This window comes from Planotetraspora silvatica (assembly GCF_016863315.1).
Classification (GTDB): domain Bacteria; phylum Actinomycetota; class Actinomycetes; order Streptosporangiales; family Streptosporangiaceae; genus Planotetraspora; species Planotetraspora silvatica.
Genome location: NZ_BOOQ01000045.1, coordinates 115,529 through 128,779, shown reverse-complemented (window position 1 = coordinate 128,779; position 13,251 = coordinate 115,529). Strand labels below are relative to the sequence as shown.

Genomic DNA, 13,251 nt, shown 5'->3' with positions numbered 1-13,251 from the left:
CGACCTCCGCGACCACGGCTGGCAACTCACCCAGACCGCACCCGGCCACCTGACCTGGATCAGCCGAACCGGCCACCACTACCCCGTCCAACCCCCACCGATCATCGAACCCCTCCCCGAACCCAACCCCCACACCAAGTGACCGCAATGGGTGCCGGGCCCGATCACCGGAGACCTCGTCGCCCGCGCATCATGGTGACCTGTCGATCCGCAGCTGAAGCGGCGGGAATCCCGGAGCCTCGAAGCCGAGGGACCGGTACAGGTTCATGCCGTCCTCAGTGGCGTTGAGGCTGATCACCCCGGCCGCCGTCTCGTCACGGAACCAGTCGAGCAGCGCGACCAGACATGCCCTCGCGTGACCCCGTCGCCGACTGCGAACGTCCGTGCTGATGTTGAAGACATGGCCGTGGAACCCGCCGACATTCGTCGGACTCGGTGCGCGGTCCTCACAGATCCCCGCGGCACAACTCACGAGTCCCAGCTCGGGATCGTCGGCCACGAAGACGGCGAACCGCGACGTGTCCCGCAGCCGCCGTTCGAACCAGGCCCCGGCGCTGTGACGCCATTCGGCGTCCTGATCCCCGACGGCGAGCCCCATCTCCTGGAGCATGAGCGCGCGGAGCCGTACCAGGGCGGGGACATCGGCCGGGACGGCCCGCCGGATCGGCGGATCAGCGGAAGACCCGGCTCCATACCCGCTGATCGAGCCTGGGCCTGTGCCCGTCGCGTCCCGACCGCCCGCGTCGTCACCTGAGATCGACATGCTCCCATCGTCGGGCCGCCCTCTCCCGGGACGACAACCGGAGTCACCTCCGCAGCAGGCCGTACAGGAGCAGGGCCGGGACGATGACACTGATCCCCAGAGTGATCACCTGGCCCGCCACGTCGACCGGCGTGTAATGGGCGAGGTGACCGACGTGGAAGAGCAGGTGGGGCACCGAGTAGATCAGGTACCCGAGCAGCGCCACCCACCCGACCATGCGGTTCAACGTGATCGCCGTGATCACGAGCATGACCCCCATGCCCGTGTTGAGACCGCCGAGATCCCGCATCAGGTGCTCGTTGTACGCGGGCAACATCGAGACCCATGGGTGCCCGGGCAGGGGGAAGTCGTCGTAGAACGAGCGCGGCGCCGACATCTGCCACAACCCGATGACGAGTTCCGTGAACGCCAGATAGGCGAATCCGACACGAAGCCACACGGCACGGCCATCCACAGCCGGCCGCGGAGCGGAGACGTTGGTCATGACTACCCCTACCTTCCTACCGGCTGGCCCGGCTTGACTTGATCAGCCAGGAACGCGCCATACGTTCGGCGGCCTCCACCGTCTCCCTCCACGAGATGCGCACCCCGGCGGAACGCCGCCGAGATCCTCCCCGGGACCGGGACAGGCACGAGTGGGCGCCGCAGCCCGGCGAGATAGAGCTCCATCAACTCGCGGAACGTGAGCGTCTCGGATCCCCCCATGTCCGGAACGCGGCCGGCGGCGCCTCCTGACGCGAGCGCGACCATCCGTTCCGCCACCTCGCCGGTGTCGATCGGCTGGAATCGCCATCCCATTGGAACGGGCATGACGGGACGACGGGCGAGCTCTCGGGTCACGTAAAGGACGAAATCGTGGAACTGGGTCGTCCGCAGGATCGTGTACGGCAGGCCCGAGGCCTCGATCACCTGCTCGGCCGCGTACTTGGCCCGGTAGTAGAAGTACGGGCTCCTGTCGACGCCCACGATCGAGATGAAGACGAGGTGCGCCGTCCCGGCCCGGCGGGCGGCCTCGACCAACCGGCGGGCCCCCTCGAGGTCGGAGCCGATGACCATGGGGTCACTCGCGAGATGCACGATCGTGTCCGCGCCGGCGACGGCCTCGTCCACTCCGGCGCCGCTGGTCAGGTCACCGCCCACCACCGTGTACGGCGTGTCGAGGCGTGGCGACCGGGTCAGCACCCGGACGGGATGCCCGGCCTCCAGGAGCCGGCCGACGACATGGACGCCGAGGGTGCCGGTGCCCCCCGTGACGAGTATGGATTGGCTCATACTTCAACGAACGGGATAGGCCTCCGGATTGTGACAACCCTCAGCGGCGAGCCAGCTGGCCGGCGAGATAGGCCAGCTTCTCCGGGTTGAGGACGTTGCGGAGGCCGTGGATCCGCTCCCCGTCCGTCTGGATGACGAACACCGCGACAAGCCGGTCCTCGATCGACGCGAGGAGAGCGGCCTCACCGTTGACCTCGGCGTAGACCAGGCGGACGTCGATCTCGCGGTACCTCTCAGCGAGCCCGGCCGCGTACCGGCCGACCTTGACGGCTCCGGACACCGGGCGCATGGCCGCGCTGACCCTGCCTCCGCCGTCGGCCCAGGCGACGACATCGGCGGCGAGCAACTGCTCCAGACCGGCGAGGTCGCCGTTCGTGGCCGCGGTGAGGAAGCGCTCGACGATCAGCCGCCGCGACTCGGCGGACGCGTCGAACCTCCGCTGACCCGACACCCGCTGCCGCGCCCTGTGGTGCACCTGGCGGCAGTTCGCCTCGGACAGGTCGAGCACGTCGGCGATCTCGCGATAGCCGTACGAGAACGCCTCGCGCAGAACGAGGACCGCCCGCTCGGGCGGCGTGAGCCGTTCGAGCATGACGAGGAACGCCATCGAGATCGACTCAGACTGCTCCGCGGTCTCCGCCGGCTCGTCGGTGAGGACGGGCTCGGGGAGCCATGGCCCCATGTACTGCTCCCGCCGGGCGCGGGCCGAGGTGAGCCGGTCGAGGCACAGATTGGTCAGGACCTTCGCCAGCCAGCCCTCGGGAGACGCGATCAACGCGCGGTCGGCGGCGTACCAGCGCAGGTAGGCGTCCTGCACGGCGTCCTCGGCCTCGGCCCCCGAGCCGAGGAGCCGGTAGGCGAGCCCGAACAGCCGCTGGCGGTGCCCCTCGAATTCCTCTGCCACGACCCCCAGCCTATTGACGGCCTCATGGTGCAGGATGGTTGGTGTGACCCCTTCGCCAGCGGTCGTCCAGCCGGATCAGGAGCTCATCACAGAGATCCTCGACGAGCTGGATCTCGAGCACACCGTCGACTCCGAGGGGGATCTCGCGATCTCCACCTCGGAGCTGACCGTCTTCTTCCTGTTCGGCTCGGAGGGCGATCTCTTCACGATCCGGACCTTCTATGACCGGCACTACTCGGTCGACGAGAAACCGATGTTGCTCACGGCGCTGAACGAGTGGAACGCGGACACCATGTGGCCGAAGGTGTACGCGTTCACCCCGGACAGCGGCGTGATCCGGGTCATCGGCGACGCGCAGTTGTACATCGGCGCGGGCGTCACCCGGGAGCACCTCACCACGGTCATCGCCCACTGGGTCAGGTTCGCGATCAAGTTCCACCGCTGGCTCGCCGACCGCCTCGCCTTCGAGGCGGGCTAGGTCAGCCCTGGGCCAGGGCGTCCTTCAGCGTCTCGACCGTGAAGCGCGGGCCGTAGGCGGGCTTGTCCCGCTGGAACCGGCGGCCCTCGGCGAGCGGCCCGGCGTCGACCACGTCGAAGCCGAAGGAGTCGATCAGGTCGGTCACGGCCTTCTTGGCCTCCGCGTCGTCACCCGCGATGGGCAGGGCGCGCCTGTCTTCGGTCCCACTCGGCACACCCTGTTCCCCCAGCTGGGCGTAGTGGATCGAGTTGAACGCCTTGACCACCCGGGACGTGGGCAGGTGGGCGGCCAGCGTCTCGCTGTCCGACGTCTCGCCCGAGTCGATGTCCGGGAAGCGCCCGTCGCGCTCGTGGTAGTAGTTGTTCGTGTCGATCACGATCTTGCCGGCGAGCGGCTCGACCGGGACCTCGCGGTAGCGGCCGAACGGGATCGTCACCACGACGATGTCTCCGGCGGCCGCCGCCTCGGCCGCGGTCGCCGCGCGGGCGCCGGGGCCGAGTTGCGCGACCAGTTCCGACAGCGTCTCCGGGCCGCGGGAGTTGCTGACGACCACCGAGTGCCCGGCGCCGAGCGCCAGCTTCGCGATGGTGCCGCCGATGTGCCCACTGCCGATCAGTCCAATAACCATGGCCGGTGAAACGCGCCGCCGACGGCCCCCATTCCCCAGCTCACCGCAGTGAGCGGAAGAACTCACGCACGTCGGTGACCAGCGGACCGGGCGTCTCCATGGCCGGGAAGTGGCCGCCCGTGTCGAACTCCGACCAGTGCGTGATCGCGTTCTCGGGGTCGAGCAGGCTCCGGATGCCGTTGTCGGCAGCGAACACCGCCACGCCGGTCGGCTTCACCCCCAGGGAGCTCCCGACCTGGAGACGTACGTCATGGCCGGGCTGGGGCAGGCCAGCTGGAGGTTCCGCGCCCGGGTGACCGTGCACGCGCCCGCGGAGGTCATCGCGGAACGACTGCCGCCCGCCGTGACCGTCGAGGCGGTCGACGACCACACCTGCGTGATCACCGCGGGCTCGGACACCCCGCACATGCTCGCGCTCTACCTGGGCGTGCTCGACGCGGACTTCGAGGTCACGGAGCCGCCTGAGCTCGTGGAGCACATCCGCCGGTTGGGCGAGCGGTACTCCCGCGCGACGCCGTGATCATGCCACGGGGCCGCGCAGGAGGTCGTTGAGTTCGCCGTAGTCGAGCGCCCCCGCGAGGGTTTCGTACGTGCCGGAGGTGAGCACCTCTCGCGCGCCGCGCCGGACGACGGCGTAGGCGGCCTCGGCGATGGAGGAGCCGAGGCTGACGCGGGCCACCCCCAGCCGGGCCAGGTCCTCGACGGTGCTCGCCCCCGGACCGGCGAGCACGTTCAGCGGCGCCCTCACGCCCTCGGCCAGAGCCGACACGATCGCGGGGTCCGTGACACCGGGCACGAAGATCCCGTCCGCGCCGGCGGCGACGTAGGCCTCGGCCCGATCCAGGGTGTCCGCCAGGCGGGTCTCGGGGTCCCCGGCGGAGAGCAGGTAGGTGTCGATCCTGGCGTTGATGAACAGCGCGTCCGGATCGGCGGCCTGCCGGGCCGCCGCGATTCTTTCGGCCTGCTCCCCCACCGGGCGCGGTGCCGCCGCCGGCCCGGCGTGATGGGCGTCTTCGAGGTTGATCCCCACGGCGCCGGCGGCGACCACGTCCCGGACGGTCACGGCGACCCCGTCGGGATCGTCCGCGTAGCCGCCTTCGATGTCCGCGGTGACCGGGAGCCTCACCGCGGCCGAGACGCGGGCGACCAGTCCGACGGCGAGATCGCGGCCGAGCCGGTCACCGTCGGCGGCGCCGAGACTCCATGAGACACCCGCGCTGGTCGTGGCGATCGCGGCGGCACCCGCGTCCTCCACCACGCGCGCGCTGGCGACGTCCCACGCGTTGGGCAGCACGAGCGGGCGGCCGCTCGTGTGCAGGTTGCGGAAGAGCCGGGCGCGGCCGGTTGAGGACGCGGTCTGAGTGTGAGAGATGGACATATGAGCATTCCAGCGGCACCGGCGGTCCGAGGTCTGGCGAGATTCCGACATCAACGTCAGCCGAGGGCCGTGTCGACGTTGATGTCGGATTTCCGCTAGCTTGCGCGCATGGCCGGGCGCACAGTTGTCGACATGCATGATGACCGGGACCGATGCGTGCGAGCCGTGCAGTCCAAGGACGCCCGGTTCGACGGATGGTTCTTCACCGCGGTCGTCACCACGGGCATCTACTGCCGGCCGAGTTGTCCGGGCGTGCCGCCCAAGCCGGAGAACATGCGGTTCTATCCCACCGCGGCCGCGGCGCAGCAGGCGGGTTTCCGGGCGTGCAAACGGTGCCGGCCGGACGCCAGCCCCGGGTCACCCCGATGGAACGAGCGCGCCGACGTCGTGGCCCGCGCGATGCGCCTGATCGCCGACGGCGTCGTGGACCGCGACGGCGTCTCCGGTCTCGCCACCCGGCTCGGGTACAGCACCCGGCAGATCGAACGGCAACTGCTCGCCGAAATGGGAGCCGGCCCGCTCGCGCTCGCCCGTGCCCAGCGCGCCCAGACCGCCCGGATTCTCATCGAGACGAGTTCCCTGCCCATGAGCGACGTCGCCCACGGCGCGGGGTTCGGCAGCGTGCGGGCGTTCAACGACACGGTCCGTGAGGTCTTCGCCCTGACCCCGAGCGAACTCCGGGCCCGCGCGGCCCGCGGGCACCAGGCCGCGGCCCCCGGAGTCCTCTCCCTGCGCCTGCCGTTCCGGGCGCCGCTGTGCCCCGGCAACCTCTTCGGCCATCTCGCGGCGACCGCCGTCCCGGGGGTGGAGGAATGGCGGAACGGCGCGTACCGGCGGACCCTTCGCCTGCCCCGCGGCCACGGCGTGGTCGCGTTGCGGCCGGAACACGATCACATCGCCTGTGTGCTCACCCTGACCGACCTGCGTGATCTGTCGACCGCCATCACGAGGTGCCGCCAGTTGCTCGACCTGGACGCCGATCCCGTCGCCGTCGACGACCTGCTCCGCCGCGACCCGGTCCTCGCCCCGCTCGTGGACAAGGAACCCGGACGGCGAGTGCCCCGCACCGTCGACGCGGGCGAGTTCGCGGTGCGCGCGGTGCTCGGCCAGCAGGTGTCCACGGCCGCGGCCCGCACCCATGCCGGACGGCTGGCCGCGGCGTACGGCCAGGCGGTCGCGGACCCGGGAGGAGGGCTCACCCACCTGTTCCCCGACTCGGCGGCCCTGGCGGAGCTGGACCCGGCCGGGCTCGCCCTTCCACGGGCGCGCCGCGACGCCGTCGTCTCGCTGATCGCGGCCTTGGCCGCGGGGGACGTCGACCTCGGTGCGGGCAACGACTGGCAGCGGGCCCGGGCCCAGCTCTCGGCCCTGCCCGGACTGGGACCGTGGACGGTCGAGACCATCGCGATGCGCGCCCTCGGCGATCCGGACGCGTTCGTGCCCGGCGACCTCGGCGTCCGCGTCGCCGCCCGCGAGCTGGGCCTGCCCGCGACCCCCGCCGCCCTGAGCCGGCACTCCGCCGCCTGGCGGCCCTGGCGCGCCTACGCCGTACAACATCTGTGGGCCACCGGCGACCACCCGGTCAACCACATGCCGGAGGCGCACGCGGATCACGAATCGACGAAAGCCGGCCGACCGGCGGGAAGGAATCTTCGATGACCATGGAAGCCCGAACGGGGCACCGGACGCACACCGTGGTGGACAGCCCGGTCGGCCCGCTCACCCTCGTGGCGCTGGACGGCGTCCTGGCCGGCCTCTACATGGAACGCCAGCGCCATCGACCGTCGGAGGAGACCTTCGGCGAGCCGGACGACACTCCGTTCGCCGAGGTCGGCGACCAGCTCGCGGACTACTTCGCCGGGCGGCGCACGACGTTCGACCTCCCGATGAGGCTGGTCGGCACCCCGTTCCAGCAGCGGGTCTGGGCGGGTCTTCGCGAGATCCCCCACGGCGAGACGATCTCCTACGGGCAACTCGCCGAGCGGATCGGACAGCCGGCCGCCGTCCGGGCCGTGGGCCTGGCCAACGGCAAGAACCCGATCGGCATCATCGTGCCCTGCCATCGCGTCGTCGGCTCCTCGGGCAGCCTGGTGGGCTACGGGGGCGGGCTGGACCGCAAACGTCATCTGCTCGCCTTCGAGCGCCGGGTCAGCGGGAGCACGCTCTTCTGACCCCAGGGCCGCCTTGTGCGCCGGACCGCCACCCGTCCCGCCTGACACGCAGAAGGGGGAACGGCCGGAGCCGTTCCCCCTTCAGAGTCGCCCTGTCAGCCGTAGCCGATCAGGTGCGCCGGATGCGTCTGCGCCCGATTTCAGCTGCAGCCGCTGGTGCTGCCGCATCCCTCGCAGACGTAGCAGCTTCCCGCAGGCCGCATCTTCGTCCCGCAGGTCATGCACAGCGGGGCGTCCGCCGTACGGCCCGCGTGGCTCTCCAGCGACGGGATGAGCTCCAGTTCCGGACGTGAGGCGGGCGGGGTGACGGCCACGGCCTTCCCCTCAGCCGCCTTGCCCTCGGCCGGCTTCTCCTCGATCGGCGCCGACTGGGCCAGCGCGGCGGTGTCCACGACGTCCTGCAGCGCGGCCGGGTCCTCTCCGCGTGCCTGAGCCGTACGCTCGGCGGCCGAGTAGATGCCCAGCGCCGAGCGGTCCTCGTACGGCAGATAGTCGAGGGCCAGCCGCCGGAAGATGTAGTCCATGACGGACTGCGCCATCCGGACATCCGGGTCGTCGGTCATCCCGGCCGGCTCGAACCGCATGTTGACGAACTTCTGGACGTAGGTGTCCAGCGGCACGCCGTACTGCAGGCCGATCGAGATGGCCACGGAGAACGCGTCCATGACGCCGGCGAGCGTGGACCCCTGCTTCGACATCTTGAGGAAGACCTCGCCGACGCCGTCGTCGGGGTAGGAGGACGCCGTCATGTAGCCCTTGGCTCCGCCGACCGTGAAGCGCGTGGTCAGACTCGGCCGCTGGTTCGGCATTCGGCGGCGCGTCGGCCGCGGCACCTCGATGACCTGGACGGCGGGCGTCTCGGCCTTCGCCTCTTCCGTGGGCTTCTTGGCCACGGAGAGCGGCTGGCCCACCTTGCAGTTGTCGCGGTAGACGGCCAGGGCCTTCAGGCCGAGCTTCCAGCCCTGCTGGTAGACCTGCTCGATGTCGTCGATCGTGGCCGACTCCGGCAGGTTGACCGTCTTGGAGATCGCGCCGGACAGGAACGGCTGGGTGGCCGCCATCATCCGGACGTGGCCCATCGGGGCGATGGCCCGCTCGCCCATCGCGCAGTCGAACACCTCGTAGTGCTCGGGCCGCAGACCGGGGGCGTCGACCACGTGGCTGTTCTCGGCGATGTACTCGACGATCGCCTCGACCTGCTCCTCCTGGTAGCCGAGCTGCCGAAGGGCCCGCGGGATGGTCTGGTTGACGATCTGCATGGAGCCGCCGCCGACGAGCTTCTTGAACTTGACCAGGGCCAGGTCGGGCTCGATGCCGGTGGTGTCGCAGTCCATCATCAGGCCGATGGTGCCGGTCGGCGCGAGAAGCGAGGCCTGTGCGTTGCGGTAGCCGTGCTTCTCACCGAGCTTGAGGCACTCCTGCCACTGCCGGGTCGCCTCGGCGTGGATGGCCCCGTCGATCGCGTCGATCGTGTGGAGGTCGTCGTTGGCCGCCGCGTGCTTGCGCATGACCCGCTTGTGCGGCTCGGCGTTGCGCTGGTAGCCGTCGTACGGCCCGACGATCGCGGCCAGTTCGGCCGAGCGGCGGTAGGAGGTGCCGGTCATCAGCGACGTGATCGCTCCGGCGATGGCCCGCCCGCCGTCGGAGTCGTAGGCGTGGCCGGTGGCCATGAGCAGCGCGCCGAGGTTGGCGTAGCCGATCCCGAGCTGGCGGTACGCGCGGGTGGTCTCGCCGATCTTCTCGGTCGGGAAGTCCGCGAAGGTGATCGAGATGTCCATCGCGGTGATGATCAGCTCGGTCAGCTTGACGAAGTTCGGCACGTCGAAGCTGTCGTCGTCGCGCAGGAACTTCAGCAGGTTGATCGACGCCAGGTTGCAGGACGAGTTGTCCAGGTGGAGGTACTCCGAGCACGGGTTGCTGGCGGTGATGCGCCCGGTCTCCGGGCAGGTGTGCCAGTCGTTGATCGTGTCGTCGTACTGCAGGCCGGGGTCGGCGCACTCCCAGGCGGCCTTGGCCATCTTGCGGAAGAGCGACTTCGCGTCGACCTCCTCGATGACCTCGCCGGTCAGTCGCGCCCGCAGGCCGAACTTGCCGCCGGACTCGAGGACGCGCATGAACTCATCGGAGACGCGGACCGAGTTGTTGGCGTTCTGGTACTGCACGGACACGATGTCCTTGCCGCCCAGGTCCATGTCGAACCCGGCGTCGCGCAGGGCGCGGATCTTGTCCTCTTCGCGCGCCTTGGTCTCGATGAACTCCTCGATGTCGGGATGGTCGACGTCGAGCACGACCATCTTCGCGGCCCGGCGGGTCGCGCCGCCCGACTTGATCGTCCCGGCCGAGGCGTCGGCGCCGCGCATGAAGGAGACGGGGCCGCTGGCCGTGCCACCGCTGGACAGCAGCTCCTTGGACGAGCGGATGCGGGACAGGTTGATGCCCGAGCCGGAACCGCCCTTGAAGATCACACCCTCTTCCTTGTACCAGTCGAGGATCGCTTCCATGGTGTCGTCCACGGCGAGGATGAAACAGGCCGACACCTGCTGCGGAGACAGCGTGCCGACGTTGAACCAAACGGGCGAGTTGAAGCTGAAGATCTGGTGGATCAACGAGTGTTTGAGCTCGTGGTCGAAGATCTCGGCGTCCTCTTCGGTGGCGAAGTAGCCGTGCTCCACGCCGGTCTTCGTGTAGACGCCCACCACCCGGTCGACGAGCTGCTTCAGGCTCCACTCGCGCTGCGGTGTGCCGACGGCGCCCCGGAAGTACTTCGTCGTCACGATGTTGGCGGCGTTCACGGACCAGAACTCAGGGAACTCGACGCCGTGCTGTTCGAAGTTGACCGAGCCGTCGCGCCAGTTCGTCATCACGACGTCGCGGCGCTCCCAGCGGACCTCGTCGTAGGGATGAACCCCCGGCGTGGTGAAGATGCGCTTCATCTTGAGGCCTTTGCGCGGACGCCTGCCCCCACGGCCTCCGCCGGCCGTCCCCCCGGTCCCCGTCGCGGTGCCGTTCACGATCTCCGTCATGACTTCCCCCTTCAAGGGCCCGGTGGGAGCCCCTTGTCGGACCACATGTTCTATAACCACACCGACGTGCCGGCCGGTACCCGGCACGGGGGCGGGCTGCTACTTATCGGCCGGGGCCCGAGCCACCCTGAGCTGCTCGATCTCGGCCTCGAAGTCGGCCAGCGTCTCGAAGCCCCGGTACACCGAGGCGAATCGCAGGTAGGCCACCTCGTCGAGATCCCGCAGCGGGCCCAGGATGGCGAGACCGACCTCATGGGAGGCGATCTCCGCCGATCCGGTGCCCCGGATGGTCTCCTCCACGCGCTGCCCCAGTTGCGCGAGCGAGTCCTCGCTGACCGGCCGGCCCTGACAGGCCCGCCGGACACCGGCGATGACCTTGTCTCGGGAGAACGGCTCGGTCACGCCGCTGCGCTTGCTCACCATGAGGAGCACGGTCTCCTGGGTGGTGAACCTGCGTCCGCATTCGGAGCAGGTTCGCCTGCGGCGGATCGCCGCCCCGTCCTCGGTCGACCGGCTGTCCACGACTCGCGTGTCCGGATGACGACAGAACGGACAGTACATGTCATCACCTCCCGGGACCGCACACCGTAACCACTAGGTGTGGTGAACTTACATCGGTGTGACTACTAGATGTTGTGGTCCAACCGTAGAAGTGCCCGACCATGAACGCAAGTCGACCCGCCCCGCCACGCCGAAGTCGCTGTTCAGCCCGCGTGTCACAGGCGTATCCCCGCGTGTCACGCAAGGTTCAGCGCGGCAGCCCGCTCGGGACGTACAGCCGGGTACCCGGCCGGATGAGCGAGTCGGACAGGCCGTTGAGGTTCATGATCTGCCGAACCATCGGAGCCGGGTCACCGCCGTCGCCCACCGCGCTCGCGATCTTCCACAGCGTGTCGCCCCGTTGGACGTCCACGTACGGCAGGCCGTCATGGGCGGGCGACGCCGTGCCGGTCGAGGCGGTCACCGCCGCGAGAGTACCCAACCACAGGACTCCGAGAGCCAGGATCGTGACGACCGTGACCAAGACCACCTTGCCCCGCCGGGTCAGCCGCAGCGGCGGATCGGGCCGGCGCACGACGGCGCGGGGGCGGGCCCCCGGACGGGAGGCACTCGCAGGGCCCGCGACACGCGAGACGGCGCGCGAGTGGGCCCCGGGACGGGAGGCGCCTCCGGGTGCCGGCGTCGCGCGTACGCCATCGGCAGGGCCGGGCACTCTGGCGGCGCGTGCCGCCGTGCCGTCCACACGGGGGCGGCCCCCCAGCGCTCCGGCGCCGATGTCGATCACAGGCCCGGTCCCGGTGCCGGAGCCCGTGCCTGCGTTGGTGCCGATGCCGGTTTCGGTGCCTGTGTTGGTCTCGGTGCCGGCCCCGGAGCGGGGCGGACCGCCACGGGGACGCGCCGGCTGTCGCCTGGAACGTGAGGCGGGCCGGACGAACTCCCGCACATTGCTCGGAAGCTCCGGGCGCGCATGCGCACACGCGTCAGGGGAACCGTGCATATCGGTGGCACCCTCGCGGATTTCGCAAGCATGTTCCCGAGTGCCGCGCACCCGTTCACGGGTCTCGCGAGGCCGTGAAACGTCAGAACTAATACGGACAATACGGGGGACGTTGGGCTCCGGCCTCATGACTGCCTCCCTTAACTGTTCCTGAGCTGCGTGGACACAGTTGAAAAGAAGATCGGAAAATCGAACACGATGTCGATCGAACTCCCGTACGATGTTGTACACCACGGCACCGACGATTTCGAGGACTATCGAACAATTGTTTGATATTGATCTTGAATCGAGGTACCGTCGCTCTGTGCGACGTGAGGAACACGGATTGAGAGGTGGCATCGTGAGCGACCGAATTGAGCAGGCGGAAAGTGTCAGCGATCTCGCGGTTCGCAGGCGTGACTCGCTTGGTCTCACCCCGAGGCAGCGCAAGATCCTTGAGGTGATCCGCGACTCGGTCCAGCAGCGGGGCTACCCGCCGTCCATGCGGGAGATCGGCGAGGCGGTCCAGCTGACCAGCACCTCGAGTGTGTCCCACCAGCTGACGGCACTTCAGCGCAAGGGCTACCTGCGGCGCGACCCGCACCGGCCCCGGGCGCTTGAGGTCCGGTTGCCGGGCGAGCCGGTTCTGTGGGTGGATCCCGACGCGACGGAGGAGGAGGCCGGGTTCAACCGGCCCACGGCTGCCTACGTGCCGCTGGTCGGCCGCATCGCCGCCGGTGGGCCGATCCTGGCCGAGCAGAGCATCGAAGACGTCTTCGCGCTGCCCAAGCAGCTCGTGGGCGAGGGCACGTTGTTCCTGCTACAGGTCTCCGGTGACTCGATGATCGAGGCGGCGATCGCCGACGGCGACTGGGTGGTCGTCCGGCAGCAGCCGGTGGCGGACAACGGCGACATCGTGGCGGCCATGATCGACGGCGAGGCCACGGTCAAGACGTTCAAGCGCAAGGACGGGCACGTGTGGCTGGTGCCGCACAACCCGAGCTACGAGCCGATCCCCGGCGACGAGGCGACCGTGCTCGGCAAGGTCACCGCGGTCCTGCGCAAGCTCTAGACAGGCACCTGCGCTCCGCGGCGTCGGTCGGCACCGCGGAGCGATGGGTCCGCCCTTGCGGCCAGAACTGGCGCAAATAGGGTGA

At 69.7% G+C, this 13,251-nt stretch carries 15 protein-coding genes; 5 read left to right on the top strand and 10 right to left on the bottom strand.

Going from position 1 to position 13,251, the window contains the following annotated elements; all coding sequences use genetic code 11:
• Window positions 1-190 precede the first annotated feature (190 nt).
• From Psi02_RS30640 to Psi02_RS30625, 4 genes are read right to left on the bottom strand one after another with little or no spacing between them, the layout of a single operon-like run.
• Window positions 191-763 (bottom strand): GNAT family N-acetyltransferase, encoded by a 573-nt coding sequence (locus Psi02_RS30640; RefSeq protein ID WP_203979306.1) that lies wholly within the window; start codon window positions 761-763, stop codon window positions 191-193.
• A gap of 43 nt (window positions 764-806) precedes the next feature.
• A complete protein-coding gene (locus Psi02_RS30635; RefSeq protein ID WP_203979305.1) occupies window positions 807-1,247 on the bottom strand; it encodes a hypothetical protein in 441 nt (146 codons plus the stop codon).
• 8 nt (window positions 1,248-1,255) lie between these two features.
• Window positions 1,256-2,035 (bottom strand): SDR family oxidoreductase, encoded by a 780-nt coding sequence (locus tag Psi02_RS30630; protein WP_203979304.1) that lies wholly within the window; start codon window positions 2,033-2,035, stop codon window positions 1,256-1,258.
• 40 nt (window positions 2,036-2,075) lie between these two features.
• A complete protein-coding gene (locus Psi02_RS30625; RefSeq protein ID WP_308442283.1) occupies window positions 2,076-2,939 on the bottom strand; it encodes an RNA polymerase sigma-70 factor in 864 nt (287 codons plus the stop codon).
• A 43-nt stretch (window positions 2,940-2,982) separates the two neighbouring features.
• Here Psi02_RS30625 and Psi02_RS30620 point away from each other — a divergent pair, with 43 nt between their 5' ends.
• The gene (locus Psi02_RS30620) at window positions 2,983-3,417 is read left to right on the top strand and encodes a YbjN domain-containing protein (protein WP_203951720.1); all 435 of its coding nucleotides are present in this window, start codon (window positions 2,983-2,985) and stop codon (window positions 3,415-3,417) included.
• A gap of 1 nt (window position 3,418) precedes the next feature.
• On the opposite strand, the gene Psi02_RS30615 is transcribed toward Psi02_RS30620, so the two are convergent.
• Window positions 3,419-4,045 carry an NADPH-dependent F420 reductase gene (locus tag Psi02_RS30615; RefSeq protein ID WP_239095298.1) on the bottom strand — a complete coding sequence of 209 codons (627 nt, stop codon included), beginning with the start codon at window positions 4,043-4,045 and terminating at the stop codon, window positions 3,419-3,421.
• A 40-nt stretch (window positions 4,046-4,085) separates the two neighbouring features.
• Entirely contained in the window at window positions 4,086-4,262 is a 177-nt protein-coding gene (locus tag Psi02_RS30610) for a hypothetical protein (RefSeq protein WP_203979303.1), read from the bottom strand.
• A 33-nt stretch (window positions 4,263-4,295) separates the two neighbouring features.
• On the opposite strand from Psi02_RS30610, the gene Psi02_RS30605 reads away from it, so the two are divergent.
• Window positions 4,296-4,565 (top strand): WYL domain-containing protein, encoded by a 270-nt coding sequence (locus Psi02_RS30605; RefSeq protein WP_203979302.1) that lies wholly within the window; start codon window positions 4,296-4,298, stop codon window positions 4,563-4,565.
• Here Psi02_RS30605 and Psi02_RS30600 read toward each other — a convergent pair whose 3' ends face one another.
• Window positions 4,566-5,423 carry an isocitrate lyase/PEP mutase family protein gene (locus Psi02_RS30600; protein WP_203979301.1) on the bottom strand — a complete coding sequence of 286 codons (858 nt, stop codon included), beginning with the start codon at window positions 5,421-5,423 and terminating at the stop codon, window positions 4,566-4,568.
• A gap of 132 nt (window positions 5,424-5,555) precedes the next feature.
• Here Psi02_RS30600 and Psi02_RS30595 point away from each other — a divergent pair, with 132 nt between their 5' ends.
• Window positions 5,556-7,082, top strand: coding sequence for a DNA-3-methyladenine glycosylase 2 family protein (locus tag Psi02_RS30595; RefSeq protein WP_203979300.1), 1,527 nt, complete (start codon window positions 5,556-5,558; stop codon window positions 7,080-7,082).
• Entirely contained in the window at window positions 7,079-7,594 is a 516-nt protein-coding gene (locus Psi02_RS30590; protein ID WP_373317711.1) for a methylated-DNA--[protein]-cysteine S-methyltransferase, read from the top strand. Before Psi02_RS30595 ends, Psi02_RS30590 begins: the two co-directional genes overlap by 4 nt.
• 140 nt (window positions 7,595-7,734) lie before the next feature.
• Here the strand turns inward: Psi02_RS30590 and Psi02_RS30585 are convergent, their stop codons facing one another.
• The 3 genes from Psi02_RS30585 to Psi02_RS30575 form a co-directional block, all read right to left on the bottom strand.
• The gene (locus Psi02_RS30585) at window positions 7,735-10,617 is read right to left on the bottom strand and encodes a vitamin B12-dependent ribonucleotide reductase (protein WP_203979298.1); all 2,883 of its coding nucleotides are present in this window, start codon (window positions 10,615-10,617) and stop codon (window positions 7,735-7,737) included.
• A gap of 99 nt (window positions 10,618-10,716) precedes the next feature.
• The gene (gene nrdR, locus Psi02_RS30580; protein ID WP_203979297.1) at window positions 10,717-11,178 is read right to left on the bottom strand and encodes a transcriptional regulator NrdR; all 462 of its coding nucleotides are present in this window, start codon (window positions 11,176-11,178) and stop codon (window positions 10,717-10,719) included.
• 187 nt (window positions 11,179-11,365) lie between these two features.
• On the bottom strand, window positions 11,366-11,902 hold the full coding sequence (locus Psi02_RS30575; protein WP_203979296.1) for a LysM peptidoglycan-binding domain-containing protein: 537 nt from the start codon (window positions 11,900-11,902) through the stop codon (window positions 11,366-11,368).
• Between the two features lie 565 nt (window positions 11,903-12,467).
• Between Psi02_RS30575 and lexA the strand changes: the two genes are divergently transcribed.
• A complete protein-coding gene (gene lexA / locus Psi02_RS30570; protein ID WP_203979320.1) occupies window positions 12,468-13,166 on the top strand; it encodes a transcriptional repressor LexA in 699 nt (232 codons plus the stop codon).
• The last annotated feature ends 85 nt before the right edge of the window (window positions 13,167-13,251 follow it).